Here is a 25,616-nt window from a genome sequence, read left to right as displayed (position 1 = left end):
ACTAATTGTAAGTTTGAACCAATCAGGGATGCGGGCCGTTATCCCCCACTAACATTACCTTGAGGCGGGGGGCCATTCGCCGCTTGAGCGGGATAAAGTTCCAACAAAGAATCCATTAATTGAAGGTATTCATAACCTTAACGAAGGGTAAGTTCAATCCCTTAACAATAGCTTCGGCAGCTCTTTCTATCGCTGGAGACATTTCGATCATTTGCTCCTTGGAGAAACGCTGAAGGACATAATTAACCACTTTTTCACGACCATCAGGTCTACCAATGCCAATTTTAATTCTTTTAAAATCCTGCGTTTGCAAATGACTAATAATCGATTTTATCCCATTATGCCCTCCTGCACTTCCTTTTTGCCTCAACCTTATCTTGCCAATAGGCAGGTCTAAATCATCATAAACAACGATAAGATCATCAACAGAAACCTTGAAAAATTTAAGGATGGGAGCCACCGCTTCTCCTGAACGGTTCATATAGGTTAGTGGTTTAACGAGCAGGCACTCTTCTCCTTCTATGATTCCTTTTCCATACATGGCGTTAAATTTGGTTTTTGAAAGTGGAAGATGATACTGATTGGCTAAATAATCAATCACCTCAAATCCTATATTATGCCTTGTATGGTCAAATTCAGAACCAATATTCCCTAATCCTACAATCACTTTCATAGATATTCCCCTCACAACATTAAATAAGAGCTTATTCCTATAACACACTTATAACAACCATTTCTTATCCTTCATTTAACCCGTATAAAAACAGACGCAACCCTTAATAACAGATTACGTCTGTATACCTTTTCTATTCTAATCCATTTATCTTCCATCAATGCCGGATAATTAAGCTTCAGCTGGTGCTGATGGTTCAGGTGTTTCCGTATCCTCGGATGCCTCTGCTTCTTCTACTTGATCAACATGAGATACAGATACGACCATCTCATCAGCATGTCCTACAAAGCTATAATCTCTGCCTGCTTTAAGGTCTTCAATTTTAATATGATCTCCTGAAGTTAAACCAGAGATATCAACTTCAATAACTGAAGGAATATTATTTGGCAATGCACGAACAGTCAATTCGCTTTCAGTTAATTGAACAACACCGCCACCTGATGCTTCACCTTTAAGTACGACTGGAACTACGGCTTCTACTTCCGTGTTCATATCTACTCCTAGAAAATCAAGGTGCATAATTAGACCAGTAAGTGGATCTAATTGCATGTCATGAACCATGACTGGAGTTTCTTGGTTCCCATCTAATTTCAATTGGAAGATTGCATTTCTTCCTTCTGAATGGAAAGCTTTTAAAATATCACTTTCATTCACAGAAATAGATTTATTTCCCACATCTTTCCCATAAACAACTGCAGGAATTTTTTTTTGTTTTCTTAAGTCCTTAATGATTGATTTTTTTGAATGATCCCTTAGGTTAGCATTCAATAATACCATATTTGGACACTTCCTTTCCTTAGTATAGCTTACCACTATTCTTAGGTTTAAAACATAAATATGGTCATTTTCCTCTATTTTTTTAAAAGTTAACGTATTTTTAAAATAATTAATTAAATAAACGGCTGACTGATAATTTTTCATGTATCGAAATTATCGCTTCTCCAATGAGTGGAGCTACCGTCAATTGTGTAATTTTATCAATTTGCTTCTCTGGTGACAATGGAATGGTGTTCGTGATGACTAACTCACAAATTGGCGATTCTTCAATTCTCTCAATTGCAGGTCCCGATAATACAGGGTGCGTACAACATGCATAAACTTTTTTAGCCCCTTTTTCTTTCAGAGCTTTGGCAGCAAGCGTGATTGACCCAGCTGTATCGATAATATCGTCAATTATGATCGCTGTTTTTCCTTCTACATCACCAACAATATTCATAACTTCTGATACATTTGGGCGAGGGCGTCTTTTATCAATAATGGCAATCGGTGTTTTTAAACGATCCGCCATTTTACGTGCTCGTGTGACCCCACCATGGTCTGGGGAAACAACCACAAGATCATCCAAATTTTTCTTTTCAAAGTAATCGGAAAGAATCGGTGCTCCAACCAATTGGTCCACAGGAATATCGAAGAAACCTTGTACTTGTGGAGCATGAAGATCTAAACTTAATACGCGTGTTGCTCCAGCTGTTTCAAGCAAATTCGCTACGAGTTTAGCTGTAATAGGCTCACGAGCTCTAGCTTTACGGTCCTGTCTTGCATAACCGTAATAGGGCATGACAACATTAATCGTCTTCGCTGAAGCTCTTTTCAATGCATCAATCATAATTAAAAGCTGCATCAAGTGGAGGTTTACAGGATAAGACGTTGACTGAATAACATAAACATCGCAACCACGAATACTCTCTTCAATATTGATTTGGATTTCACCATCACTGAACTGAGCGACTGAACATTTACCAAGATTAAGCCCAATATGATCTGCAATTTGTTGTGCTAATTCAGGATTAGAGTTAAGGCTAAAAATCTTCAAATTGGGGTCTAAATAATTCACCATGCTTAAAACGCCCTCCGTTATTTGTTTTTCTTAAATTCGAGTTTATGGGTATAATTTTCTTTATTTACTTGGCGTGCTCTAGCTATGGCTAGACTATCATCATTAACCGATTGAGTGATTGTAGAACCTGCAGCAATAAACGCACCTTTTCCAACAGTCACAGGAGCTATGAGATTCGCATTACAACCAATAAACGCTCCATCTTCCACTCGTGTTAAATATTTATTTTTACCATCGTAATTCACAGTAATTGATCCGCAGCCAAAATTCACATCTTTCCCTATTTCAGAATCTCCGATATAGGTTAAATGTGAAGCTTTACTTCGATTTCCGATTGTTGACTTTTTCACTTCAACAAAATTACCTATTTTGACTTCATCACCAATGTGAGACTCAGGTCTAATATGTGCAAACGGTCCGATATGTACATCATTACCAATCGAGCTATTCTCTAGTACAGATTGTTTTACTGACGTATTGACACCAATCTCACAAGACATTATCTCGGTATGCGGACCAATCTCACACTGTTCTCCTATCATCGTCTTGCCTTTGATGCTTGTTCCTGGATAAATAATTGTATCCGGACCAATTTGACAATCACTGGATAAATAGGTTGTATCAGGATCAATGAGCGTGACTCCTGATCGCATATGATGTTCGTTAATTCTTTTTCTCATGAGCTTTTCAGCGATAGATAGAGCTACACGATCATTTACACCTATGGTTTCATCTTCATTATCAATGGAATATGCGGCAACTTTTTCGGAGGATTTTGTTAATATTTCAATAACATCTGGCAAATAGTATTCACCTTGGGCGTTATTGTTATTAACTTTTTTGAGAGTTTCAAATAATTTTTGATTGTCAAAGCAATAGATACCTGTATTAATTTCTTTTACTAACTTTTCGTCCTGTGTGGTATCTTTTTCTTCAACGATACGAGCGAGTTCACCGGTCGACTTGCGAATAATTCGACCATATCCAAATGGATTATCCATAATCGTCGTTAAAACAGTCGCAGATGCCCCTGTCTTATCATGGTAATCCAATAGATCCTTTATCGTTTCTTTCGTGATAAGTGGTGTATCTCCACAAAGAACGACTGTTGTCCCAATGAGTTGATTTAAAAGAGGGGCTGTTTGATTGACTGCATGAGCAGTTCCAAGTTGTTTTTCTTGCAAGGCATACTCAGTTGATTGACCTAACTGGCGTTTTACCGCTTCTGCACCATGACCAATGACAGTAACTGTTCGATCAAATGAAAGTCCGTTCAATTCATCTACAATATGCTGTATCATCGGTTTTCCGCAAACAGGATGCAGAACTTTATATAATTTAGACTTCATCCTAGTTCCCTGACCAGCAGCTAAGATGACGGCATAGCGATTAACCATTACCAAACCTCCATATAACTTATCGTTCCTCCCGTTCATTCATTTAGACTATAGCTTAAAAAAGGACGTTTTTCAAGATAATGAATAAAATAACCATCTTATCACTACACCAATTTGACAAAAAGTAGACTTATGACCAGATAACGTAAAATACGGGAATTGTTTGAGCATGAGGGAGCGGAAACAAATGCTTGTCTGATTAAAAATGCGGAGGGAATATTTTTATAAAATTGAGCCACAAAAAAGAGATCTAATTTTTTGATTTAGATCTCAAATTGTCATACATTTTGTATTCTTATTCCCAATTTACCTCAGATATCTGGATATGCAATCAGGTAACCCGTTAATCCAATAATTTCTATGAAAGAGATAAAAAGGGCATTGAAAGACAGGTGCATCTAAATCTTCAAATCATAACTATCTCAAATTTTCGATCTAGATTTAGTTATATAAACTAAATTATGAAGCACCTGCCTCCTCATAAGCCGTACTTTCTTCTCCAGCACGGTAATATTCATCTAATACAGCTACTTGGATTTTCTCTCTTGTACTAGATGTAATCGGGTGGGCTATATCACGGAACTCTCCATCAGGTGTTCGTTTACTAGGCATTGCAACAAACATTCCGTTATTTCCATCAATAACACGAATGTCATGTACAACAAATTCGTTGTCAATCGTGATTGAGGCAATAGCTTTCATTCGTCCATCTGTATTTACTCTTCGTAGTCTAACGTCTGTTACTTCCATTTAAGGCACCACCTTTTCCCAATAAATAATAGACTATTAAAAAGATTCTACAAGTTTTTTCTAATTCCTTCAAAAAAATAAAAAAACTCTAATTATTTATGGGAAAGGTGTAAAAAATTATTTTACAAGTGCAATAACTTCCATTTCGACTTTAACATCTTTAGGTAATCTAGCTACCTCAACGCAAGAACGCGCTGGTAAATGCTCTGAAAAATATTCTCCATATACAGCATTAATAGCTGGAAAGTCATTCATGTCTTTAATAAATAAGGTTGTTTTAATCACTGTCTCTAATGATGCTCCCGCACTTTCAAGGACAGCTTTAATGTTACTAAATACTTGATGAACTTGTTCCTCAACTGTCCCATTAACTAAACCACCAGCTGGAGTTAATGGAATTTGACCTGAACTATAAAATATATTATTTACGATCACGCCTTGTGAATAAGGTCCTATTGCTGCGGGTGCTTGTTCTGAATGTGTAATTTTCATGAGTTGCCTCCTAATGGGTAAAATTTTTGTATATTGTTCCATTCTCTATTTTTAACGCAGTTTCCTGCTCAGTAATGGATAATCTAAGAAGAGATTGATAATTATTGATTAGTTTAGGCTTTTCTTCTTTTGTTTCCACAAACACAGCGATACCTGTTACTTCCGTCTCAAACTCATTACAGAGATTAATCATGCCTTTCATCGTCCCTCCCGCTTTCATAAAGTCATCTACGATCAGAACTTTAGATCCTGGAATGAGACTTCTTCGAGGCAATACCATGGTTTGAATACGTTTCGAAGAACCAGATACATAATTGATACTTACCGTTGACCCCTCTGTTACCTTGCTAATTCGGCGAACAACAACAACAGGTACATTGAATTGTGTTGCGACAGCATAGGCTAATGGTATTCCTTTCGTCTCCATTGTCATCACAGCATCAACGCCATTCGATGCATATACAGTAGCGATCATTCTACCAATGGCATTAACATATTGTGGCCTGCCTAGTACATCTGTCATATAGAGGTATCCGCCAGGAAGAAGCCTTTCTGCTTGCGACAGCTGACTAATTAGATTGGTTAAAAGTTTGGATGCTTCCCCTTTACTCATTGTTGGGATATAGGTTACGCCGCCCGATGCTCCTGCAATCGTTTTTAAAAAACCGGTGCCTTGCATCTCAAAAGATTGTTTAACAATGGCTAAATCCTCACTGATTGATGACTTTGCCGAACCATACCGTTCGGAAAAACATGAAAGCGAAACAATTTGGTGTGGATGATTAAGAAGATAATAAGTCATATCAACGAGTCTTTCGCTTCGCTTATATTTCATAGCTGTCCTCCAAATACGAATAATTAAGATAAATATTACACTATTATTCGTATTTAGACAAGATGTCTATTTTTTGCAAAAGTCTAACTGCATAAACTTCACGGCAGAAGCCCTTTAATCCATTACAGAGGCGCTGCATTCTTGATTCATATCGTGTTAGACCAAATACCGTCGGGCCGCTTCCGCTCATCAAAACCCCTTCTGCCCCAATCTTTTTCATTTGCGTCTTTATTTGCGCAATTTCTGGTACTTTCTCCATCGTGACGTCTTCGAGGGTATTGCCTAATAAAAGACACATTTGTTCAAAGTTTTGTTGTTTAATGGCTTCTTGCATGCCTTCAACATTCGGATGTGTCGCATTTTCTATGTTCAAGGCTTGATATATTTCAGCTGTTGATACAGATACCGGAGGCTTCACAAGAACAACCCAGCATGCCGGGGGAGAATCAATCGGTGTAATAATTTCACCTCTTCCAGTTGCAAGCGCCGTACCTCCTTGGATGCAGAACGCCACATCAGAACCGATTTTCGCTGCCAAGTTCAGCATGTCCCTATAGGTCATATTGAGATTCCATAGTTGATTGAGGGCACGTATCGTTGCAGCAGCATCACTGCTCCCGCCTGCAAGACCAGCTGCCACCGGAATATTTTTGGTGATCACAATTTCAACGCCGCGACAAATGTTATATATCTCCTTTATTAATCGGGCCGCTTGGTAAGCAAAATTTCGTTCATCTTCTGGGACGTATGGAGCAGAAGACTTTATTTTTATTTGATCCCCCTCAATGTCACGACATTCAATTCGATCTGATAGATCAATCGTTGTCATGATCATGTTCACGTTATGAAACCCATCATCTCTTTTACTTACAACATCGAGTGATAGGTTGATTTTTGCCGGTGCTTTTTCAATAACTTTCACATCATTCCCTCACTTTTTCTCTCTTAATAGTTCTATAATAAAGGAAACGGTTGATTAGGAAAAGGTAAGAATAACGGATCCTGAAGTTTAACCAAATAAGTTATTAAATAAAGCCCGAAGCAATGGATGCTTCGGGCTACTTAATCACATTATTGTTGATCCTGTTTCATCTGTCTTTCAGCAATTTCGATGGCTCTTTTCACCATATTACCGGCATCGCGTGCACGAATACCGCCCCATCCTTCTTGTTGAACAGTGTCATAGAAACCAAGTTCTTTCGCAAGTTCCACTTTGAACTCTTCAGACATGATACCACGACGTCTAGACAAGATCATTACCCCCTTATATAGATGTGATTAAGCTTTTATAGTGTTTGTTTACACATTCGTCATTATTCAGTTAACCTAATTTATAATTTGATACTAATATATTTAGGTCGTCATGCAATCTATTTTGGTCTAAGATCGTGACAACTCTTTTTTATATTGGTTTAACGAACAACACAGCCTTTAATGATGAATTATGTATATCTTAATTATTGATATCGTCTTGATCTCCAGAGCATCACCAATTATAATAAAAAAAAGCAAACAAAAAAGCAGTTAGACAAAAATGTCTTACTGCCCGCTCGCTATTTCTTCTAGAAAAGTAATTTCGACTGATTCTGTTAAAACATCTGTATAACTATATGATACACGTTCATAAGCGTTCGTATCTTCATCCAATTTTACAATAAACACAGCTGGATAGGTTTCTTCTAGAACACCAACGCGTTGTATGGTTTTCCGTCTGCCTCCATTAGCTTTTAAAGCTAATCGTTTACCGACACGTTCATCTAAAGCGCATTTGATATCATTAATGGTTTTTCCCATTCGTGAATCCACCTCACTTAACATGATTATACCACATTTCGAGCAGATGTGTCAATTACAAACAAAAAGTGAATTATATCAAGTAAATCATCCTTCTGTCAATGACTTTTACATCTTATTAGTTGTAGCATGTGCAGTTGCTTGCAAAATTATGTAGCTTTAAGATGTTGTTCAAAAATTCACCAAATGATAAGCTACGAATTTCGGCGCTATCCAAGAGGATCTTCAACTAAAATCACTCACGTCCTGTGAGCAACGTTGAAGCCACCACATCCTGTGGAAGGCCGGTCCTCATGTAGTAAAAACCTACATTCTGGTCCTCAAAACGGCGCCGCCTTGACCTTCTTGCTTCTAATTTGTCGCCTTTTTGAACATGTATTTTAAGTCGTAGTTCAAAAAGTCACCAAATGATAAGCTACGAATTTCCGACGCTATCCAAGAGGATCTTCAACTAAAATCGCTCACGTCCTTTGGCTATCGCCTAAAGCTACCACATCATGTGGAAGGCCGGTCCTTAGGAATGGTGCCCCCTCTTATTAATTTGTCCTTTTTTGAACACGTACTTTAAGGTAATTGATACGGCAAACCTGTTCTTAGCATGCCACGACTTTCCACACCTCCAAGTCCATCTGTTCCTGCAAGTGTATTTCTTAGAACGTCCCACACATTTATACGATCCATAAATGACGTGAAACTGATTTTAGAAACAAGATAAACCGGATCTAGCGCATGAATATTTACGCGGGTAGGAGAACTCGCAAAATTGGCTCCAGCACGAATAAGCATTTCAAAATGGGATTGACAAGCGCCTGCAAAGATAATCAACTGGTCAAGATTGGGTGTCATATAGCGGACTTCCTTAACTGTCCGAACAAAATGTCCAGAATGGCGATAAGCTTTAATGTTGTCTTCCGATCCTTTGTTTTTCATGTATGCATCGTGGCCTGTTAAAACCAGTATATCGGGTCTAATTTGACGGACGAGCTGGGGAACATTTTCAGGCATTTGATCTTCAGGCATGTATTTTCCTAAAACCGGAACACCCAATTTTTCATAAACCCGGAGGCATTTTTTTAAATAATGAGGATCACCATCAACATGAAGGACGCGGCCTGGCATCTCAAAATATGAAGTCCCTGAACGATATCCATTTGTTGCCGTGTATTCTCGCTTTAATTTTAGTTTTTGGTAATCTTGTCTAAAAAGTTTCGTGGATTGATTTTCTAAGTCTTGCGTTTGTTTTTCATATTCATGTCTTTTTTCTTCTGTTACAATCATTAAATCACTGATGGGTGAATCGGCATAAAGTCTTAAATCTTCTCCTATCAATTCTGCTATTTCTGTTTCTTTATTAATGGTAACCACTCGAAAGCACACATCACCGTTATAGGACAATCTCGAAACTAAATCACCAATATTAATCGTCATGTCCGTCCTCCTCACACTTACAACCCATTAAACAACCTAAGTTTAATCTATGCGTGAGAAACCTTCTTTATGACCTATTTTGAATTATAGTTGGGATAAAAAACTGTCCTGTTCATAATGACAAAAGCCTTCTATCCTAGCTATTGAGAGCTCGTGGATAGAAAGCTTATAGATTCCTTCTCTTTACTTAAGAGATAAGACTTTAATATCAAATATTAAAAGAAGTTTACTTCATGGTGTACAAAGCATCGGCTAATTTTCCAAATTCCTCAATGGATAACGTTTCCCCGCGGCGCTTAGGATCAATAGATACCTCTTCAAGTACAGAAAGCAATGACGCTTTTTGATCTTTTGTATAAAGATTATTCATCAAGTTATTCATGAGCGTTTTCCTTCGTTGACCAAAACTTGCTCTCACAACTTTAAAAAAGAAGTCTTCACTCATCACCTGTACTTTCTTCTCTTTTCTGACCTGTAGTCGGATCACAGCTGAATCGACATTTGGCTGCGGGATAAAAACAGTTTTTGGAACCGCCATCATAATGCGTGGCTCCGCCATATATTGTACAGCTATCGACAATGAACCATAGCTTTTCTCTCCAGGACTCGCTTCCAACCGTTCAGCTACTTCTTTCTGAATCATTACGACGATATCTGTTATAGGCAGTTGACTGGTTAATAGCCTCATTAGGATCGGTGTCGTTACATAATAAGGTAAGTTCGCAATCACTTTAATTTCCGCACCATCTGGAAATTCTTCCTTTATGATTTGATGTAAATCCACTTTTAGAACATCACCGAATCGAACCGTTACATTGGAATGGCCATTTAATGTTTTAAATAAAATGGGTTTTAATCTTTCATCAATTTCTATCGCAACAACTTTTTTAGCTCGTTCAGCCAATAATTGAGTTAGAGCCCCTATGCCCGGTCCAATTTCAATAACATAACTTGCGTCCGTAACATCCGCTGCAGATACAATGTTAGATAATATATTTTCATCAATTAAGAAGTTCTGTCCCAAGCTCTTTTTAAACGTAAAATCATGTTGCTTGATAATATCTTGCGTTTGTCTCGGTGATGATATGCGTTTATTCATGCTTTTCCTCCTCTATGACAGCTTTAAGTGCCTCATGAAACTCGGCAGGTGTCACTTGAAAAATACGTAAACGTTTATGAAGTTGTTTGGCATTCGTATAACCTATTTTTAACCTTTCACCGAGTCTCTCCCTACGTTTACGAGCGTTTTGTCCGGCTATTAACCCATACTCTCGCAAAATGGTCATAGATATATATTCCTTAGGTTCCTCAGCTTCAGTATACACATCTCGAAGAGCTTCTTGAATGGCACTTGGTTTAGCATGTTCAATACCTAGACTTTCGTTCGGGCGACCCTTGGCCTCTTGCTTTGTTAAAAATGCATGCTTGCACCCTTTAACAGAGCTTGATACAATTTTTCGAATTCTCTCACCCGGGTAATCAGGATCAGTAAAAATAATAACGCCTCTTTTATCCTGGGCTCGTTGAATCATTTCTAATACGTCCTTACCCACTGCCGAACCATTCGTTTCAATCGTATCCGCCTCAACAGCATTCTTAATCGCTAAAGTATCACATTTACCTTCAACAACAATGATTTCTTTAATGACCACCATGAATTCTCCTTATTCGTCCAATAATAAAACCTTATTCCATCTTACTTCGTTTTATAAGTAAAAGTAAAGAAAACCTTCAGGTACCCCAAATGATTTTTCTGAAGGCACGATCCCATTAACATAACTTAAAGATTGCGGGGCTTGGGTCCTCAAAACGGCGCCGCCTTGACCTTCTTGCTTCTAATTTACCGCCTTTTTGAACACACACTTACTTATACCTTCAATGTAAAAAAGAAGTACAGTAAGTTTCCTGTACTTCTTTTACATGAACGTTCATACTTATATTTTGTCAGTTTATCGTATTATCTATAAACGGTCACATTCACTTTTTTTCTACCCCAGTTATTTGCTTGGTGTTTAGATGGGAAAAAGATGTCAATTTTATGCCCATCAATGGCTCCGCCTGTATCACCAGCTACAGCATAACCGTAACCTTCAACGTAGACCCTCGTTCCAAGTGGAATGATCTTAGGATCAACAGCAATGACTTTCGTTCCGGGACTAGATTTTAAATTTAGTCCAGTCTTAGTATAACCTGAACATCCTTTGCAATCGGCTGTATAGGCTGTACTAGTAACTGTAACAGTTTTTGTAGCAGATGATTTATCTGTCTGTACCGGCGCATTTGGTTTTGTGCCAACAAGAATGACACGATCTTTCGGCTTACTAATCTCTTCTGTTTTTACTAAGTTCTTAGCCACTTGCTTGTCATTTTCATATATGATTTCGTAAGTTTGATGTACTTTTCCTTTTTCTCCTGGCTTTAGCACTTTTGTTTTACCTTTACGTAAATCAGAACTTTCCTCTGTTTTTGTTTGAAAAGGTAAGACTTTTTCTTCTTGTTTATTAACTTTTTTAACATGTATCACTGAAACGGTGAGATTGGAGGCGAGCTGTTCATCAATTCCTGGATTGACACGATCTTCTTTACCTACATTCACGTGTTGTTCCTGTAAAAATTCCTCGACCGTCTTAGCTGTTGTCCAAATTGAACGTTGTGCTTCTTGACCATCTTTAAGATTTACTAGCTTTGCAGGTTCATAGTGTACCGTCATATGATCTGTAATTTTGCCACTTAATGAAGGAGACACAACGTCTTGTGGTTTAACATCAATGTGCTGCAGATTAAAAAAGTTACGAATGGTCTTGGCCGTCGTCCAGACGGTTTCTTTTTGATCATTGATTTCTAGAGTAATTTGATAAGCAGGTGTCCAAGTAATTTTCATATTTTCTTTTAAATATATATTTGGTCCTGGTGACATCTCATCGTGATCGCCAAGCTTGATTCCTTGTTCTTTCAAAAAAGAACGAACATTATTCGTATGTGTGTCGACCTTTTGTTCCTGACCATCTTTAACAAAAACAACCGTGACTTTTGAAGATGCATAAGCAGTATAAGCTACAAAGGTCAGTAAAAACACAGCAGTCATGGTCACGATGGTCTTCTTTCTCTTTAATAAAAGACGTTTTATATTTAGTTGCATTCGATTTCTCCTTTTTCGTTCAAACGAGTGTGCCATTAGTTTTTCACGTTTTCTCTATCTAACTCACGGCTTTTAATGTTGATCGTAGGGGAAAGAATCATATTTTTTATATCTATTAATAAGAATTAAATTTTAAATAACCGTTGAGCGTTTTCCATCGTTGCATTTGCAAGTTCTTCATACGTGATATGACGTAACTCAGCTATTTTTTCCGCAACAAGTTTTACCCTTGCTGGCTCATTCCTTTTACCTCTAAAGGGGTGTGGACTTAAATAGGGACAATCTGTTTCAATAAGTAATCTATTAATAGGGACCTTGGCAGCAACTTCTCTTTGCAATGGTGCATTTTTAAAAGTCACAGGTCCACCAAAACTAATGTAGAAGTTCATATCGAGGCATTGTTTGGCATAATCCCAATTATCGCTATAGCAATGCATGATGCCTCCAATGTCTTCTGCATGTTCTTCTTTTAAAATAGCAACGATATCTTCCGTTGCTTCACGATTATGTATGATAATCGGTACCTGACATTTTCTAGCTAGCTGGATTTGTTTCCGAAATACTTGTTTCTGGATATCCTTAGGTGATTTGTCCCAGTGGTAATCTAGACCGATCTCTCCAAGAGCAACCACTTTAGGTTGATGCAAAAGTTCTTCTATCCAAAGAAGATCTTCTTCAGTCATATCGATTGCATCGACCGGATGCCAACCTACTGCACCATAAAATCTTGAATCCATTTGAATCATTTTTATGGCTTCAGTAATTGTTGGACGATCAAAACCAACAATAAGCATTTTGGAAACACCTGCTTCTTCAGCCCTTAGCAAGACATCTTCATAGTCCTCTTTAAATTCAGGAATATTTAGATGTGTATGCGTATCAAAAAGCACCTCATCACCACCCATTTTCCCTTTTTTATCATTTCAAAAGATAGACTCGTTTGAATACCATAATCTTGAAGTTGAGAATTCATAATTGATCCTCCTCTTGATTTTTTCATATTAAAAAACCAAAGGAAAACCCTCTCAAATCCTTCGTTAGTTTAACATAGGATCATATTTCACAAGCAACAATAACATGTCATGTATATTACGAGTCTGTAACAATTGGGCGTTTCTGACGATAATTTTACCTTTATTTCCACTTTCGACATGCGTTTTCGGCTATCTGTGGATAACTATTTGCCTTCACTTTTTAGAAAATATAAAAAGGAACTATCAATTATTAACCATTGTTAACAATTGATAATTCCTTTAAACCTTTAAATTACTTATTTTATTGATGTTCCATTTGGTAAATCAGCATGCGGTGCCGCTACTTTTAGCATGTTACCGGATTTTCCCGCTAGAATCATCCCTTGGGACAACTCCCCGCGTAATTTTACAGGTTTTAAATTAGCGACAACAATCACTTTTTGACCAACCAATTCATCTTCATTGTAGTATTCAGCTATACCTGAAACAACTTGGCGTTTTTCATACCCCAAATCGACTTGTAATTTTAGCAGTTTATCGGCTTTCTTTACTTTTTCAACACTAAGAATCTCAGCTACTCGCAAATCTAATTTGTTAAAATCATCAATCGTGATTTCAGGTTTTGTAGCTTCGAGATCTGATTTTGTATCTACTGGCTTCTCTTCATTTGATGGTTCAAGTCCCGGTTGGCGCATTTGGGTAAGGATGTATTGTACTTCTTCATCGACATCTAATCGTGGAAAGATAGGATCCCCTTTTTTAACTTTCCAAGACCCTTGACTCAAATGATAGGTACTTAAACTATCCCATGACTTTTCCCCATCCTCTAAGATACCGAGTTGATCGAAAATTTTCTTAGGTGTTGACGTGAAAAATGGTTGAATCATAATCGCGATGGATCGAATGGTTTGAACCAAATTTGTCATGACGGCAGCCAAGGCTGATTTCTTGGATTCATCTTTAGCTAGAATCCAAGGAGCTGTTTCATCAATATATTTATTGGTCCGGCTAACCAATTGCCAAATCGCCGTTAACGCAATAGAGAATTGAAGATTTTCCATTTCTCTTTCAACTGTTTGAATCGTTTTATCCACGAATGCTTTGAGATCATCATCAAACGGTGTCACAGGTCCATTATCTTTTGGAACAACGCCGTCAAAGTACTTATTCACCATCGCAACCGTCCGGTTTAATAAGTTACCAAGATCATTCGCTAAATCATAATTGATTCTTTCTATAAATGCCTCCGGAGTAAAGACGCCATCAGAGCCAAATGGTACCTCTCTCAATAGATAATAGCGCAAAGAATCAAGTCCATATCGATCGATCAATGGTTCAGGATCTACAACATTACCTTTAGACTTAGACATTTTCCCGTCTTTCATTAATAACCAACCATGTCCGTATACTTTTTTAGGAAGCGGTAAATCAAGAGCCATTAATATGATTGGCCAGTAAATTGTATGAAAGCGGACAATCTCTTTTCCTACTAAATGGACATTACATGGCCAGTATTTTTTGTACTCCTCATCATGATCCGTGCCGTAGCCAAGTGCGGTAATATAGTTAGATAAGGCATCTATCCATACATACACCACATGTTTGGGGTTATTTGGTACCTTCACGCCCCAATTAAAGGCCGTACGTGAAACAGCAAGATCTTCGAGTCCTGGTTTAATAAAATTATTAATCATTTCATTTTTTCTAGTTTCTGGTTGAATAAAGTCCGGATTTTCTTCATAATATTGTAACAAACGATCTGCGTATTTACTCATTTTGAAAAAGTAACTTTCCTCTTTGACCTTCTCAACTGGATGGCCACTATCGGGGCTTTTACCGCCGATAATTTTACCTTTATCATTATATTCTACATCAACCAACTGTGTTTCCGTATAATAGGTTTCATCAGGAATACTATACCAACCCTCATATTCACCTAAATAGATGTCCCCTTGATCCACCAAACGTTTAAAAATTTTCTGTACAATTTTTGTGTGGCGCTCCTCCGTTGTACGAATGAAATCATCATATGAAATATCAAGTTTCTTCCATAAAGTTTTAATTTGAGCGACCATTCCATCTACATAAGAAAGTGGCGAGACGCCTATTTCTTCAGCTTTTTCCTGAATCTTTTGACCATGTTCGTCAGTACCCGTAAGATATTTCACATCATACCCTCTGAGGCGTTTGTATCTTGCCATGGCATCTCCAGCTACCGTCGTATAAGCATGCCCAATATGTAATCGACCACTTGGATAATAAATCGGTGTGGTAATATAAAACGTTTTCTTTTCTGTCACGATTTAACCTCCTCATTAATTTACTACTTGAGGCAGATGAGCACTCCGTCTCTTTCAAAGAAACTATACTAATCACTATGGCGAATGTCAAGAATGACAAGGGTTCACTCTCAATGACAACAAGAACTTTTAAATAAAAAATCTCCTATTCTATTAAAATCTCTATATTTTACAGTGAAGTAAATAAATAGACTTTATCTCAATATAGGGTTAAAATAGATTAAAAAGAAAACGATTGACGTCACTGTAAATCGTTGGTATTATTAATAAAAATATGTCGAATTCTGACATATAGAAAAAAAGAGAATATGGGGAGGAACACGATTCATGAAATCTACTGGTATTGTAAGAAAGGTTGACGAACTAGGTCGCGTCGTTATTCCGATTGAACTAAGAAGAACATTAGGTATTGCTGAAAAAGATGCACTCGAAATTTATGTGGATGATGATAAAATCATTCTTAAAAAGTACAAGCCTAGCATGACTTGCCAAATTACGGGTGATGTTTCTGATGCTAACTTAAACATCGGTGGTAAATTAGTATTAAGTCGTGAAGGTGCTGAAATTGTCCTTAAAGAAATTGAAGGATTCTTACAAAAACAACAACAATAAGAGAAATAGACATATAGACTGCACATAAAAAACTGCCCTCAATTCTAATAAGGCAGTTTTTTTATTTGGCTGTTTTCTTCGAGGTTGTTACTGTCTAGTAGGCAAAAACAAAAGGTTTGTAACGTATTTACTTCTTAAGCTCATCTACTCGGTCTCTATGTTTCCAATCACTTAAACGTTTCAATATAATACTGATAAACCTCCCGCTTAGGAATGCCTCTTTCTTTCGCAACCACTTTGATAGCCTCCTTACTTGACATTTGTTTGACTTTTACATAATGCGTCAAGTGCTCCTCTAGATTGAGATCATCCCACCACGTTTGGCTAGGCTGCTCATCTAGGGTCCCTTCAACAATTAAGCAATACTCTCCTTTAATTGTTAGTTCTGGAAAGGCCTGAATAATCTCCTGTAATGTCCCTCGGACCATCGTTTCATATGTCTTTGTTAATTCTCTACTCAATGTCACTCGTCTGTTTCCTAGAATTTGATGTATTGATTCGAGAGTTTCTTTTACCCGATAAGGAGATTCATAAAAAATAAGCGTAAATGGCAAATGACTTAATGATTCTAGAGCTTCTTGTTTTTGTTTCTTTTGTCTAGGAAGAAAACCATAAAAAAGAAAATGTTCTGTATCTAATCCTGATGCAATCAAAGCCGTAATAGCTGCATTGGCTCCTGGAAGCGGGACAATATTGATTTTATTTTCAATACACCGGACAACTAAATCATAGCCAGGATCTGAAATGGCTGGTGTACCAGCATCGGTCACAATAGCCACTGATTTTCCTTCTTGCAGGGCTTGAATCAGCTTCTCTCCACTTGTCTGTTTATTATGCTCATGGTAGCTAACGAGCTGCGTGTGAATGTCAAAGTGATTACATAATTTCATCGTTTGTCTTGTGTCTTCGGCGGCAAGAATATCGGCTTCCTTTAATACTCTAATAGCTCGCATGGTCATATCTTCTAAATTACCTATGGGGGTGGGGACAAGATACAATATTCCTTTTTCTTGGTTTTTTTTATAACTTTCTTGCGTCCACATGATTAACGTCCCTTTCCCGTATCAGATCCAATTTTTGTTTCCTTCGTAATTGTTTAATGGCATATTCTCGTTTCATAGCTTCTGATTTTGTCTTTAAGGTTTCCTTATAAACCAACTGGACAGGTAATCGGCTTCGCGTATACTTAGCACCTTTGCCACTTTCATGAACTTGAATACGTTTTTCGATATTTGTTGTGTATCCAGTGTATAGTGTTCCATCCGAACACTTTAAGATATACACGCTATACTCTTTCATTAGATGGCCATACCTCTTTCGTATAATGTCCCTTGTCGTCATAAACATGGATGGGGGGTAGAACTTTCAAGCCAGGTTTGCCCTTGTACGCAGCTTCAATTAACACCATATTGGCTGGTTTTCCTTGTTTTGGATGGACAAATTGACATCTTTTTGGCTCTAAATCAACCTTCTTCATGAAGGTTATCATCTCGACCAAACGCTCGGGACGGTGAACCAACGCCACCTTACCATTTTGTTTAACGAGAGAGCTAGAAATAGTGATGACGTCTTCTAATGTAATATGGATTTCATGTCTTGCTATAGCAACATGTTCATTGATATTTTGATCTCTTGCCTGTTCTTTTTTAAAGTAGGGCGGGTTGCATGTCACAACGTCATACTGGTGTCGCCCAAATCGATGCGTGGCGTTTTTAATATCGTCATGGATAAAATTAATTTGGGTATCTAAACCATTTAGCCTATTACTTCTCTCTGCTAAATCATAAATTTCCTGCTGGATTTCTATCCCTGTAATTTCACCTTTCGTACGTGTTGACAGAATAAAGGGTATCGCCCCATTGCCGGTACAAAGATCTATTAGTTTCCCGCGTTGGATAGGAACATAGACAAAGTTAGCTAGCAAAACGGCGTCTAATGAAAAAGCAAAATAATCTTTTGATTGAATGACCTTGAGCGGCGTATTAAACAACTCATCGACACGTTCATTCGGCTTAATTTCTACCAATTTTCTCATTCCTTTAAACAAATAAATAGGCTATGCTAATCAATCGTTTTGACAAAAAGTTTTTGGGTTAAAAGCATGAGCTTTTACACAAAAGACGACATATATTTAGCATAACCATTATAGTGAAAACTTGCCGATTGCGGGGTCTATATGGCGCAGACAGTGCCTATCTTCTTACTTCTGATTTGTCACCTTTTTAGAACGCACTTAAAGTGAAATAAAAACCCGCCATAATGGCGAGTTTAAATTTTAACTTCTAAAGTCAATCGGACTCCAAGCGTTACTTCTTGTTTAAGAACGACAAACAAAAAAGACAATCTCCTTCTTTACGAATACTTCCATAATGCAGGTTGCAAATATGGAACCCCTCTTGATATAACCTTGCTAAATTGTCATATCCTTCCCCAACTTCGGGACGGACCGTAGCAGGTTTCGGACCGGTTCCTTCTTGCTTCTGTGATTTCTTCTCATTTTGCACATTCTCAATATGCTGTCTAAGGTTACGATTCTCAATGGCAAGGTGCTGATTATCCTCAAGCAAACTAGCCAATTGCATTTTCAAATCGCCGAGTTCACTATACAATTGTCCAATTTGTTCTTCCAATCGACTTACTTGTGAAAAAATGTCTTTTTTCCCCAAGCCCATCCACCTCTTATCTAGTGGCTTGTGAAGAGATGGCTCCTTCCTCGATGAGCTCGTCTAATGTATACTCAATCACTCTATTGGGATCCTTCAACTCAATTTGCACGAGTTTTTCCAGTATATTCAATCCAACGACGCGTCCTTTACCGTGAAGTACACTAATCGATTCGCCAATGTCCGGAAGTTCTTGTTTAGCAGATTCATATTGGTCATTTTCATACTTTAAACAACACATTAATCTTCCACAAACACCAGAAATTTTGGCAGGATTTAAAGAAAGGTTCTGATCCTTTGCCATTTTGATTGATACTGGTTCAAAATCACCTAAAAAAGTTGAGCAACATAACATACGCCCACAAGGTCCTATGCCGCCAAGCATCTTAGCCTCGTCTCTCACACCTATTTGTCTAAGTTCAATTCTTGTTTTAAATACTGCTGCTAAATCTTTGACGAGCTCTCTAAAATCTACACGCCCATCTGAAGTAAAATAAAAAATAATTTTATTGCGATCAAAGGTATATTCTACATCAATTAATTTCATATCCAATTGATGATCGTATACTTTTTTTAAACATATATCAAGAGCTGCTTCAGCATCGTGCTTATTTTGTTTAACATGTTCTTTATCCTCATCAGTAGCGAGTCTAATGACTTTTTTCAAAGGAAGAACGACATCCTCTTCTCCCACGGTCTTTCGTCCAATCACAACCGTTCCAAATTCAATGCCTCTTGTCGTTTCTACAATAACACAATCATCCTGTGAAATGTCAAGTTGATCTGGGTCAAAGTAATAAATTTTACCCGCCTTTTTGAAACGGACACCTACGATATCGTAGTTCATCATTAGGCCTCCCCTTGTAACTTTACAATAAGCTCTTCCATTACACTGAGTCCATTAACATGCAACAACAACTGGCGTTTTGCTTTTAAGATATAAGCCATATCGTCGGCAATATGTTGTAAGGACTTTTGCAGGGTTTGGCTTTTCAATTCATCGAGTTTGTCACAATAGACAACTTCACCTAATCGATCTAAATGGATCGACATCATATCTCTATACCAAAACAGTAATAAATCTAAGGCAATGTCCCATTGCTTTTGATCTTTAAAATGCGGAGCAACGTGTTCATACATGGTTGAAAGCCCTGCTTGTGTGGAATTTAGAAGCTTTTGTACTAATTGTATCACTAGTAAACGAGCGTTAGCAAACCATTCATCCTTACAATAAGAAATCGCTTCATCGTAACGATTCGTTAATGAACTACTTAATGTCGCAAGGGGTTTAGATATGCCCTGTTCAATGAGCTTTTCTTCCAAATTCTTTCGAGAAAGAGCTGAAAATGTAAGAACTTGGCACCTTGAAATAATGGTGTCTAATAGTTGATGAATATGCTCAGTAAGCAATAGAGCAACCGTATTCTGATGCGGCTCTTCTATAAATTTAAGTAAGCTATTGGCTGCTTGACTGCTCATCAAATCAGCATCTTCTATGATAAATAGTTTCATTTGGGATTCAACACTACGATAAGCAAATTCTTTTATCAAATAAGTAATTTGCTCTTTTTTAATTAATGTTGCGTCCTCTTCTTTTTTTACCCATACGATATCAGGATGATTCCCTGATAAAACGCGTCGACAATTACGACATTCATGACATGGTTCAGTCCCTTTTCGATTTTCACAAAACAGGGTTTGGGCCAATAGCTGAGCCATCTCTCTTTTTCCAGTTCCCTTTGGACCCTCTAAAATATAAGCATGAGATAATTCATTTTTCCTTAGGGCATGCGTGAAAATTGTCGCAGCCGTTTTTTGCTTTTCTATAAATGCCTTCCAGCTCATATTTGCCACTCTTTCATACATATAAGTTCACGAGTAACCCCCTAATTTCTCCTAGTTGATCTAGAAGATTAAGAGAATCCGTTTCTTTTTTTAACACATGGTCTGTTAAAGAGACCAATTTCTCATCTATCTTCTTAACAATGAGTTGGGAGCTATTAGATTGAGACCATGAATAAGATGCTTTGGTACCAAGACCAAATTGAATGGCTTCTTGCACAAAAGTCTGAATCGCTTTTTTATAAATTTGTACATCCTTAACGGTACGTGAATGAACTAAGCGTTTGGCTTGTTCATCAACTTTAGTCAATAACTCTTGTAAGGCATCCATTTGCATTTTTTCGCGTTGACCATCCATTTGACTTTGAAACGTTGTTTTAGGTTGGGCTATATTTATAGCCTTTTTTATAAACGTCTCTTGGACTTGGCGATCTTGATTAATTTTCATTGACATCCTAAATTCCCCTATGTCTCATAATGAACGATAATATTACGGCTCAACGTAATTTTTTATATATTATAAAGTCACCTTAAATGACAATCAGAAACGTCACAGTTCAATCTAATACTGCTTAAACTCCGCAACTTCAAGAATAAAGACTGTCGCTCCTCCAACTTCTACTTCTACGGGTTGAGGTATATAAGCATCCGTACTTCCACCCATTGGGGATACAGGCGTAATGATTTGATCTCTAGATTGACAGTTTTTCTTAATAACTGTCAATAATTCATTCTTTTTCTCATCATCTACACCAATGATAAAGGTTGTATTTCCAGATTTAAGAAAACCACCTGTACTCGCTAATTTTGTCGCTTTAAATCCTGATTCGACTAATGCGGACTGTAACCGATTACTATCCTTATCTTGAACAACAGCCATGACTAATTTCATGATCCCTTCTCCTTTTATCATGATTTCGTATTGCTTTATACATTCAATTACTGACATGATTAATAAAAAAATTTATATTCATCTTACTATATTTTATCTTGATGGCTATAGTAAGCAAAAAAATCATTTACAATGGTATCAAAGACCTGATTAAGATCTTTTTCACCATCAATATAACAGATCCTATTACTATTTTCGTGATAAATGGTCATAAATCCTTCTCTAACTCGTTGGTGATAGGATTTTTCACGAAGTTCGATCCGATCTAAGTCGTGTGATCCACCTGCACGTTTCACCATCCGCTTCCGTCCTGTTTCAGGCGTCACATCGATAAAATACGTTCGATCGGGTTCAAGACCTTGTGAAGCAAATTGATTTATGGATTTTATTGTTTGAAGATCCTTCCCTAAACCATAGCCTTGATAAGCTATCGAAGCATCCATAAATCGATCACACAGAACAATTTTCCCATTGTTTAGAGCAGGAATAATTTTTTCTTGAACATGTTGTGCCCTTGAAGAAGCGTAGAGTAAGATTTCTGTTTCCTCAGTGAGTTCATTATGTTCCGGATCCAAAATGATTTCTCGTATTTTATCACTAATTCGTGTACCTCCAGGTTCCCTTGTTAAAATATAGGGAAGTCTTTTCGTTTCAAGCAAATTAGCCATTTTTTTAATTTGTGTTGATTTTCCAGAACCATCTGGACCTTCAAATGTAATAAACAAGCCCTTCACTCTTACTCTTCCTCTCTAGGCATTTCATAAACTGTTAGTTTTTTTTCGTTCATGGCTTTATTTTGAAAACGAGCCCCAGCTTGGTCCCATTCCTTTATTGATTGAATGTGGCTCATTGTTATTTTTTCACCTTGTAAGACAACTGGAACTCCGGGTGGATAAGGAATAACATGTTCCGCTGCAATATACGATAGGGAAAGATCCAGATCAATTTCACGTGTTTGATAATCACTAAACTTATCATAAGACAAACAAAGACTTGATCTTGGGGTCAGTTGATTTATGTTATAACTTAACTTTTCCCATTTGGGCATATCTTTCAAGCTATCTCTTATGCATCCTAAGGCATTATGATAATCGATACGATCATCTAACCCTAATACAAACAAGACATGGTGAGGGTCCGCTAGCTCTGGATAAATTCCTCGCTGAATCAATTGGTTCTGCCAAGCATAGCCGGATATGGATTGGGGCAATTGTATGATTAATTTAAATGGATCTAAACTTGCCCCTATATCATCTTCATGTATGACTTTTATCTGATCTATAGAATCTAATTCTTTGATAAAAGATTGTATTGAATCTAAGATTGATACTATTTTTTTAGTTTTTAACGTCGCTATAAAGGATCTAGCTAAGTCAAGCGAAGCCATGATGGGATAGGAGGGACTCGATGATTGCAAACTATGAAGATATTTTTCCACAGCTTTTATATCTATTTTATCTGAATTTATATGCAAATACGACCCCATCGTCATGGCCGGTAATGTCTTATGCGCTGAATGAACGACAAGATCAGCACCGTAGGATAATGTACTTGGTGGTATTGTATGTCCTAACGTAAAATGAGCGCCATGTGCTTCATCTACTAAGACAAGGGCTCCTTGCTTATGCAATAGGTCAATAATAGACTGATATTCCATTGAAGCCATTCCATAATAATTCGGATAGGTCACTATCATGGCTTTTACATCAGGATGGGCATGAATAGCCTCCCTAACGGTATCTATGTCTAATCCTATAGGTATTTGCGTGAATGAATCTATCTTTGGTGATAAAAATATTGGTTTTACACGAGCTAATTCAATTGCATTAAAAATTGACTTGTGGCTATTTCTTTGTACAAATACTTTGTCACCTGGTTTACACGTAGATAAAACCATCGTAAGATTCCCTACCGTAGAACCATTTACAAGAAAATAACTTTTTATCGTCTTATAATAATTGGCTAAAAGATCTTGCGCCTCTTTAATGACACCCATTGGCTCATGTAAATCGTCTAACCCTTCTACTTCGGTAGCATCAATCGTCAGCATAGGGCTAAAAACAGTCTTCCCCTTAGGTAAAAAACAATCACCGTTTTTATGACCTGGAACGTGAAAAGTATAGCGTTGATGATTTTTATAATGAAGTAAGGCGTCAAATAATGGGGTTTGTCGTTGATCCATAGCAGCATACAATCCTTCACTTAATTTTAAGCTTAACCTTATTTTAACATAGATTATTGTCAGCCGGCTTACTTACCAAATTTAGTCGTATTGAAACTTGTCATTGGGTATGATAAGTTAAAGCTAGTTGTAGATTCAACTAAATATTCCCCATATAATCTTAGAAATACTGTCTAGGAGTCTCTACAAAGCAACCGTAAATTGCTTTACTATGACGCCGTCCTATCACCTACTGGGTATACACTTGAATATCCTTATTTTTGGTGCTTATGACTCGTCGTCTATTTATATAGGCGCTTTTTTTATATACATATTAACTCATTGTACTGTAACGGGAGGACACAAAAAATGAACAGTTATCCTTTATCTCTATCAGGACTTGTCCGTGATTTACCTATTATCCCTATTAATGACGAGCTGAGTATTGCCAGTTTTGTGATCTTAGGAGATACAGAATTAATTTCTCATGTTTCTCCACAAATTGCAAAAAAACTCCCTTCAATAGATTATTTGATTACAGCTGAAGCAAAAGGGATCCCATTAGCCTATGAAGTTTCGAAACAGCTTAACATGAAAGAGTTTATTGTTGCTCGAAAAGGTGTAAAACCTTATATGTCATCTCCCTTTGTTAATGAAGTTGTTTCGATGACAACTCAAAAAAAGCAGCTGCTTTGCTTAGATGGAAAAGACGCAGAAAAAATAAAAGGAAAAAAGATTGCTATTATCGATGATGTCATTAGCACAGGTGACTCTCTTCTTGCTTTAGAAGAATTAGTTATAAAAGCTGGTGGAAATGTGGTTGCCAAAGCTGCTATTTTGGCTGAAGGTGATGCCGCTGAAAGAGAAGATATTATTTTCCTAGGCAAATTACCTCTCTTTTTAAATAAAGACAGTAGTAAATAATAAAAGGTGGGTACTTTCACAAACTATGTTGTTTTTGGCTAGTATTTTGCAGAAACATGAGACATGGAAGGACAACAAATTTATTATGTTCGAAAAAAATCAAAAACACCTAGCCATTATCTTTTAGAAAAAGACTAATAAAAAAGCAGTCATCTACAGGAAGGAATGAAGAGACTGCTTTATAATTTAATATATAATTCTTGAATGAAGATTCTGGGTGCAACGAACACATTCATATTCTCACTCACTGTTTTGTTTCTTTTACTTTTAATTTGGAAAGTTGACTTATAAAATATCGATACTTTTCATCAGTTACATCTGTATGAACGATATCTTTTTGACAAGTATCACAGATTAATTGATTACAAACATGTATCCCTTTATACTTTATTTCGCCACAAATGACACATATTTCTCCCGTACAAGAATGAGCTGCTAGTCCCATCTTTCATTCACCTCCAACAGTAGTCTTGCCACTGTTCAAGCTTTTTATTCAAAATATGAGATTCAAAATATTGAAGTTTTGTTTTAACATTATATCCCTAAACTTTATTCATGTGCCTGTTCCACTTATATTTATATTTAATTAGCCTTACCTGTGTGGGATGTTTCACATGAAACAATTTAAATAAAAACTACTGGCAAGAAGGGTGGTACCAACTCTTTCATACCGGGATTATATCACCTGACTATCTAGTGTTATTTATTTTAAAAAAACCTCTCCCATTTCCGGAGAGGTTAAAATATCTCAAACTTTGCCCAGCATTGGCAAATATATTTGCTAACTCAACTAGTTGGGTTGATCTACGATGTTAATAGTTTTATTCCGGATTTATTGCGCCACTTCCGGATTTATTGCACCACTTCCGGATTTATTGCACCACTTCCGGATTTATTGCACCA

29 protein-coding genes and 1 riboswitch are annotated in these 25,616 nt (G+C 37.1%); of the genes, 2 read left to right on the top strand and 27 right to left on the bottom strand.

Annotation, left to right across the window (positions count from 1 at the left end; translation table 11 throughout):
- Positions 1-115: 115 nt before the first annotated feature.
- The 16 genes from pth to metG all read right to left on the bottom strand — a co-directional run bounded on the left by pth (position 116) and on the right by metG (position 15,622).
- The gene (gene pth / locus GMB86_RS13315; protein WP_155220731.1) at positions 116-673 is read right to left on the bottom strand and encodes an aminoacyl-tRNA hydrolase; all 558 of its coding nucleotides are present in this window, start codon (positions 671-673) and stop codon (positions 116-118) included.
- 171 nt (positions 674-844) lie between these two features.
- Positions 845-1,450: a 50S ribosomal protein L25/general stress protein Ctc gene (locus tag GMB86_RS13310; RefSeq protein ID WP_196220230.1), complete on the bottom strand. Its 606-nt coding sequence runs from the start codon at positions 1,448-1,450 to the stop codon at positions 845-847.
- Positions 1,451-1,559: 109 nt separating this feature from the next.
- A complete protein-coding gene (locus GMB86_RS13305) occupies positions 1,560-2,510 on the bottom strand; it encodes a ribose-phosphate diphosphokinase (RefSeq protein WP_155220727.1) in 951 nt (316 codons plus the stop codon).
- 17 nt (positions 2,511-2,527) lie between these two features.
- Positions 2,528-3,907 carry a bifunctional UDP-N-acetylglucosamine diphosphorylase/glucosamine-1-phosphate N-acetyltransferase GlmU gene (gene glmU / locus GMB86_RS13300; protein WP_155220725.1) on the bottom strand — a complete coding sequence of 460 codons (1,380 nt, stop codon included), beginning with the start codon at positions 3,905-3,907 and terminating at the stop codon, positions 2,528-2,530.
- Between the two features lie 459 nt (positions 3,908-4,366).
- A complete protein-coding gene (gene spoVG, locus GMB86_RS13295) occupies positions 4,367-4,657 on the bottom strand; it encodes a septation regulator SpoVG (RefSeq protein WP_155220723.1) in 291 nt (96 codons plus the stop codon).
- A gap of 117 nt (positions 4,658-4,774) precedes the next feature.
- Complete coding sequence (locus tag GMB86_RS13290) at positions 4,775-5,149, bottom strand: RidA family protein (protein WP_155220721.1); 375 nt, start codon at positions 5,147-5,149, stop codon at positions 4,775-4,777.
- 10 nt (positions 5,150-5,159) lie between these two features.
- Entirely contained in the window at positions 5,160-5,984 is an 825-nt protein-coding gene (gene purR, locus GMB86_RS13285) for a pur operon repressor (RefSeq protein ID WP_155220719.1), read from the bottom strand.
- 43 nt (positions 5,985-6,027) lie between these two features.
- Positions 6,028-6,906, bottom strand: coding sequence for a 4-(cytidine 5'-diphospho)-2-C-methyl-D-erythritol kinase (gene ispE / locus GMB86_RS13280; RefSeq protein WP_329602931.1), 879 nt, complete (start codon positions 6,904-6,906; stop codon positions 6,028-6,030).
- A 149-nt stretch (positions 6,907-7,055) separates the two neighbouring features.
- Positions 7,056-7,235: a small, acid-soluble spore protein, alpha/beta type gene (locus tag GMB86_RS13275; RefSeq protein ID WP_141191670.1), complete on the bottom strand. Its 180-nt coding sequence runs from the start codon at positions 7,233-7,235 to the stop codon at positions 7,056-7,058.
- A gap of 288 nt (positions 7,236-7,523) precedes the next feature.
- The gene (gene veg, locus GMB86_RS13270) at positions 7,524-7,778 is read right to left on the bottom strand and encodes a biofilm formation stimulator Veg (RefSeq protein WP_155220717.1); all 255 of its coding nucleotides are present in this window, start codon (positions 7,776-7,778) and stop codon (positions 7,524-7,526) included.
- Between the two features lie 564 nt (positions 7,779-8,342).
- Positions 8,343-9,206, bottom strand: a complete 864-nt coding sequence (gene yabG / locus GMB86_RS13265) for a sporulation peptidase YabG (RefSeq protein WP_155220715.1) — start codon at positions 9,204-9,206, stop codon at positions 8,343-8,345.
- Positions 9,207-9,432: 226 nt separating this feature from the next.
- Positions 9,433-10,305: a 16S rRNA (adenine(1518)-N(6)/adenine(1519)-N(6))-dimethyltransferase RsmA gene (rsmA, locus tag GMB86_RS13260; RefSeq protein ID WP_155220713.1), complete on the bottom strand. Its 873-nt coding sequence runs from the start codon at positions 10,303-10,305 to the stop codon at positions 9,433-9,435.
- Positions 10,298-10,858 carry a ribonuclease M5 gene (gene rnmV, locus GMB86_RS13255; RefSeq protein ID WP_329602930.1) on the bottom strand — a complete coding sequence of 187 codons (561 nt, stop codon included), beginning with the start codon at positions 10,856-10,858 and terminating at the stop codon, positions 10,298-10,300. Before rnmV ends, rsmA begins: the two co-directional genes overlap by 8 nt.
- Positions 10,859-11,163: 305 nt before the next feature.
- The gene (locus GMB86_RS13250; protein ID WP_196220229.1) at positions 11,164-12,345 is read right to left on the bottom strand and encodes a G5 and 3D domain-containing protein; all 1,182 of its coding nucleotides are present in this window, start codon (positions 12,343-12,345) and stop codon (positions 11,164-11,166) included.
- 125 nt (positions 12,346-12,470) lie between these two features.
- Positions 12,471-13,235: a TatD family hydrolase gene (locus GMB86_RS13245; protein WP_329602929.1), complete on the bottom strand. Its 765-nt coding sequence runs from the start codon at positions 13,233-13,235 to the stop codon at positions 12,471-12,473.
- Positions 13,236-13,615: 380 nt separating this feature from the next.
- Positions 13,616-15,622 carry a methionine--tRNA ligase gene (gene metG, locus GMB86_RS13240; protein ID WP_329602935.1) on the bottom strand — a complete coding sequence of 669 codons (2,007 nt, stop codon included), beginning with the start codon at positions 15,620-15,622 and terminating at the stop codon, positions 13,616-13,618.
- Positions 15,623-15,946: 324 nt separating this feature from the next.
- Here metG and GMB86_RS13235 point away from each other — a divergent pair, with 324 nt between their 5' ends.
- Complete coding sequence (locus tag GMB86_RS13235; protein WP_155220705.1) at positions 15,947-16,231, top strand: AbrB/MazE/SpoVT family DNA-binding domain-containing protein; 285 nt, start codon at positions 15,947-15,949, stop codon at positions 16,229-16,231.
- Between the two features lie 167 nt (positions 16,232-16,398).
- Here the strand turns inward: GMB86_RS13235 and rsmI are convergent, their stop codons facing one another.
- From rsmI to GMB86_RS13185, 10 genes are all read right to left on the bottom strand, one after another.
- Positions 16,399-17,274 carry a 16S rRNA (cytidine(1402)-2'-O)-methyltransferase gene (gene rsmI / locus GMB86_RS13230; RefSeq protein ID WP_155220703.1) on the bottom strand — a complete coding sequence of 292 codons (876 nt, stop codon included), beginning with the start codon at positions 17,272-17,274 and terminating at the stop codon, positions 16,399-16,401.
- Positions 17,252-17,530: a GIY-YIG nuclease family protein gene (locus GMB86_RS13225; RefSeq protein WP_155220701.1), complete on the bottom strand. Its 279-nt coding sequence runs from the start codon at positions 17,528-17,530 to the stop codon at positions 17,252-17,254. Before GMB86_RS13225 ends, rsmI begins: the two co-directional genes overlap by 23 nt.
- Complete coding sequence (locus tag GMB86_RS13220; RefSeq protein ID WP_155220699.1) at positions 17,517-18,257, bottom strand: tRNA1(Val) (adenine(37)-N6)-methyltransferase; 741 nt, start codon at positions 18,255-18,257, stop codon at positions 17,517-17,519. The genes GMB86_RS13225 and GMB86_RS13220 overlap by 14 nt, the downstream gene beginning before the upstream one ends.
- Positions 18,258-18,537: 280 nt before the next feature.
- Positions 18,538-18,897, bottom strand: coding sequence for a DNA replication initiation control protein YabA (yabA, locus tag GMB86_RS13215; protein WP_155220697.1), 360 nt, complete (start codon positions 18,895-18,897; stop codon positions 18,538-18,540).
- A gap of 13 nt (positions 18,898-18,910) precedes the next feature.
- Positions 18,911-19,741, bottom strand: coding sequence for a PSP1 domain-containing protein (locus GMB86_RS13210; RefSeq protein ID WP_155220695.1), 831 nt, complete (start codon positions 19,739-19,741; stop codon positions 18,911-18,913).
- A 2-nt stretch (positions 19,742-19,743) separates the two neighbouring features.
- Complete coding sequence (holB, locus tag GMB86_RS13205) at positions 19,744-20,739, bottom strand: DNA polymerase III subunit delta' (RefSeq protein ID WP_155220693.1); 996 nt, start codon at positions 20,737-20,739, stop codon at positions 19,744-19,746.
- A gap of 13 nt (positions 20,740-20,752) precedes the next feature.
- Positions 20,753-21,190 carry a YaaR family protein gene (locus GMB86_RS13200; protein ID WP_155220691.1) on the bottom strand — a complete coding sequence of 146 codons (438 nt, stop codon included), beginning with the start codon at positions 21,188-21,190 and terminating at the stop codon, positions 20,753-20,755.
- Positions 21,191-21,298: 108 nt separating this feature from the next.
- Complete coding sequence (locus tag GMB86_RS13195) at positions 21,299-21,628, bottom strand: cyclic-di-AMP receptor (RefSeq protein WP_155220689.1); 330 nt, start codon at positions 21,626-21,628, stop codon at positions 21,299-21,301.
- Positions 21,629-21,714: 86 nt separating this feature from the next.
- Positions 21,715-22,362 carry a dTMP kinase gene (tmk, locus tag GMB86_RS13190; protein ID WP_329602928.1) on the bottom strand — a complete coding sequence of 216 codons (648 nt, stop codon included), beginning with the start codon at positions 22,360-22,362 and terminating at the stop codon, positions 21,715-21,717.
- Between the two features lie 2 nt (positions 22,363-22,364).
- Positions 22,365-23,810, bottom strand: coding sequence for an aminotransferase class I/II-fold pyridoxal phosphate-dependent enzyme (locus tag GMB86_RS13185; RefSeq protein WP_155220687.1), 1,446 nt, complete (start codon positions 23,808-23,810; stop codon positions 22,365-22,367).
- A gap of 130 nt (positions 23,811-23,940) precedes the next feature.
- Positions 23,941-24,042, top strand: a riboswitch (purine riboswitch).
- A 116-nt stretch (positions 24,043-24,158) separates the two neighbouring features.
- Between GMB86_RS13185 and GMB86_RS13180 the strand changes: the two genes are divergently transcribed.
- Positions 24,159-24,713 carry a phosphoribosyltransferase family protein gene (locus tag GMB86_RS13180; RefSeq protein WP_155220685.1) on the top strand — a complete coding sequence of 185 codons (555 nt, stop codon included), beginning with the start codon at positions 24,159-24,161 and terminating at the stop codon, positions 24,711-24,713.
- 244 nt (positions 24,714-24,957) lie between these two features.
- On the opposite strand, the gene GMB86_RS13175 is transcribed toward GMB86_RS13180, so the two are convergent.
- The gene (locus GMB86_RS13175; protein WP_155220683.1) at positions 24,958-25,158 is read right to left on the bottom strand and encodes a sigma factor G inhibitor Gin; all 201 of its coding nucleotides are present in this window, start codon (positions 25,156-25,158) and stop codon (positions 24,958-24,960) included.
- Positions 25,159-25,616: the final 458 nt, after the last annotated feature.

The sequence above is a fragment of the Terrilactibacillus tamarindi genome, from assembly GCF_009718825.1.
Taxonomy (GTDB): Bacteria; Bacillota; Bacilli; order Bacillales; family Sporolactobacillaceae; genus Terrilactibacillus; species Terrilactibacillus tamarindi.
The sequence above is the reverse complement of the archived record's forward strand: the minus strand, read 5'-3'. Positions and strand labels throughout refer to the sequence as shown.